Below are 3,079 nucleotides of genomic sequence, written 5' to 3'. Positions count from 1 at the left end.
GCACCTTGAAAATGAGATATGGAAGAAGCAAGACGAGGTTGAAGAAGCTCGTTTGACGAGAATCTTCACACGTCGCTTGTCAAGTTGCAATCACCGGGAGAAGTAATCTCCAAGAGAGCCAGTAGGGTAAGCTACTAAGGGCACACGGTGGATGCCTTGGCGCCAGGAGCCGATGAAGGACGGGACGAACACCGATATGCCCCGGGGAGCTGTAAGTGAGCGTTGATCCGGGGATGTCCGAATGGGGGAACCCGCCAGCTTGAAGAGCTGGCACCGCCATCTGAATCCATAGGATGGACGGGGGCATACCAGGGGAACTGAAACATCTTAGTACCCTGAGGAAGAGAAAGCAAACGCGATTCCCTGAGTAGCGGCGAGCGAAACGGGAACAGCCCAAACCGGTTGGCTTTGCCAACCGGGGTTGTAGGACGTCTCACACGGAGTTACAAAGGTGACGGATAGATGAAGTGGTTCTGGAAAGACCCGCCAAAGAAGGTAACAGCCCTGTAATCGAAATCGGTCACCCTCCGAGACGGATCCTGAGTACCGCGGGACACGTGAAACCCCGTGGGAAGCAGGGAGGACCACCTCCCAAGGCTAAATACTCCCTGGCGACCGATAGTGAACCAGTACCGTGAGGGAAAGGTGAAAAGCACCCCGGGAGGGGAGTGAAAGAGAACCTGAAACCGTGTGCTTACAATCAGTCGGAGTCCTTTTAAAGGGATGACGGCGTGCCTTTTGTAGAATGAACCGGCGAGTGACGGTTACGTGCGAGGTTAAGGTGAGAAGCCGGAGCCGCAGCGAAAGCGAGTCTGAACAGGGCGAATGAGTACGTGGCCGTCGACCCGAAACCGGGTGATCTACCCATGTCCAGGGTGAAGTTCCGGTAACACGGAATGGAGGCCCGAACCTGTTGGTGTTGAAAAACCATAGGATGAGGTGTGGGTAGGGGTGAAATGCCAATCGAACCCGGAGATAGCTGGTTCTCCCCGAAATAGCTTTAGGGCTAGCCTCGGAGAGGAGTCGTGGAGGTAGAGCACTGATTGGGCTAGGGGCCCCCACAGGGTTACCGAACTCAGTTAAACTCCGAATGCCACAGACTCGTCCTCCGGGAGTCAGACTACGAGTGCTAAGATCCGTGGTCGAGAGGGAAACAGCCCAGACCGCCAGCTAAGGTCCCAAAGTAACCGTTAAGTGGCAAAGGATGTGGAGTTGCCCAGACAACCAGGATGTTGGCTTAGAAGCAGCCATCATTCAAAGAGTGCGTAATAGCTCACTGGTCAAGTGACTCTGCGCCGAAAATGTAACGGGGCTAAACGGTTCACCGAAGCTGCGGATGTCCTTCGGACATGGTAGGGGAGCGTTCCAAACAGCAGCGAAGCTGCTTCGTGAGAAGCGGTGGAGCGTTTGGAAGTGAGAATGCCGGTATGAGTAGCGAAAAGAAGGGTGAGAATCCCTTCCACCGAAAGCCTAAGGTTTCCTGAGGAAGGTTCGTCCGCTCAGGGTTAGTCGGGACCTAAGCCGAGGCCGAAAGGCGTAGGCGATGGACAACAGGTTGAGATTCCTGTACCACCTTGTTCCGTTGACGACGGGGGGACGCAGGAGGGTAGAGAATCGCGCGACTGGTTGTGCGCGTCCAAGCAGTGAGGCTGAAGAGACAGGCAAATCCGTCTCTTCTTAAGGCCAGGCTGTGATGGCGAGGGAAGTTTCAGTACCGAAGTTCTTGATCTCACACTGCCAAGAAAAGCCTCTAAGGAGGAACAAGGTGCCCGTACCGCAAACCGACACAGGTAGGCGAGGAGAGAATCCTAAGGTGCTCGGGAGAACTCTCGTTAAGGAACTCGGCAAAATGACCCCGTAACTTCGGGAGAAGGGGTGCCCCGTTAGGGTCTTCGGGCCCGAGGGGGCCGCAGTGAAGAGGCCCAGGCGACTGTTTAGCAAAAACACAGGTCTCTGCAAAGCCGCAAGGCGAAGTATAGGGGCTGACGCCTGCCCGGTGCTGGAAGGTTAAGGGGAAGAGTTAGCTCACGCGAAGCTCTGAACCGAAGCCCCAGTAAACGGCGGCCGTAACTATAACGGTCCTAAGGTAGCGAAATTCCTTGTCGGGTAAGTTCCGACCCGCACGAAAGGCGTAACGATCTGGGCGCTGTCTCAACGAGAGACCCGGTGAAATTGTACTACCAGTGAAGATGCTGGTTACCCGCGACAAGACGGAAAGACCCCGTGGAGCTTTACTGCAGCCTGATATTGAATCCGGGTACGGCTTGTACAGGATAGGTGGGAGTCTGCGAAGCCGGAGCGCCAGCTTCGGTGGAGACGCCGGTGGGATACCACTCTGGCCGTATCGGGGTTCTAACTCGCCGCCGTCATCCGGCGGGAGGACCGTGTCAGGTGGGCAGTTTGACTGGGGCGGTCGCCTCCTAAAAGGTAACGGAGGCGCTCCAAGGTTCCCTCAGCGCGGTTGGAAATCGCGCCCTCAGAGTGCAAAGGCAGAAGGGAGCTTGACTGCGAGACCTACAAGTCGAGCAGGGACGAAAGTCGGACTTAGTGATCCGGTGGTTCCGTGTGGATGGGCCATCGCTCAACGGATAAAAGCTACCCCGGGGATAACAGGCTTATCTCCCCCAAGAGTCCACATCGACGGGGAGGTTTGGCACCTCGATGTCGGCTCATCGCATCCTGGGGCTGAAGTAGGTCCCAAGGGTTGGGCTGTTCGCCCATTAAAGCGGTACGCGAGCTGGGTTCAGAACGTCGTGAGACAGTTCGGTCCCTATCTGTCGCGGGCGCAGGAAATTTGAGAGGAGCTGTCCTTAGTACGAGAGGACCGGGATGGACGCACCTCTGGTGTACCAGTTGTTCCGCCAGGAGCACCGCTGGGTAGCCAAGTGCGGAAGGGATAAGCGCTGAAAGCATCTAAGCGCGAAGCCCCCCTCAAGATGAGATTTCCCATTCCCTTCGTGGAAGTAAGACCCCTTGTAGATGACAAGGTAGATCGGTCCGGGGTGTAAGCACAGCAATGTGTTCAGCTGACGGATACGAATCGGTCGAGGGCTTTCCCTACTTACTTCTCACGGTTGCT

1 rRNA gene is annotated in these 3,079 nt (G+C 56.2%); it reads left to right on the top strand.

Annotation, left to right across the window (positions count from 1 at the left end):
- Nucleotides 1-124 precede the first annotated feature (124 nt).
- Nucleotides 125-3,060, top strand: a 23S ribosomal RNA gene (locus NYE37_RS13960).
- Nucleotides 3,061-3,079: the final 19 nt, after the last annotated feature.

Origin of the sequence: Thermoactinomyces sp. FSL K6-2592 (assembly GCF_038006465.1) — a bacterium.
Classification (GTDB): Bacteria; Bacillota; Bacilli; order Thermoactinomycetales; family Thermoactinomycetaceae; genus Thermoactinomyces; species Thermoactinomyces vulgaris.
This window is presented reverse-complemented; position numbering and strand designations above follow the sequence as displayed.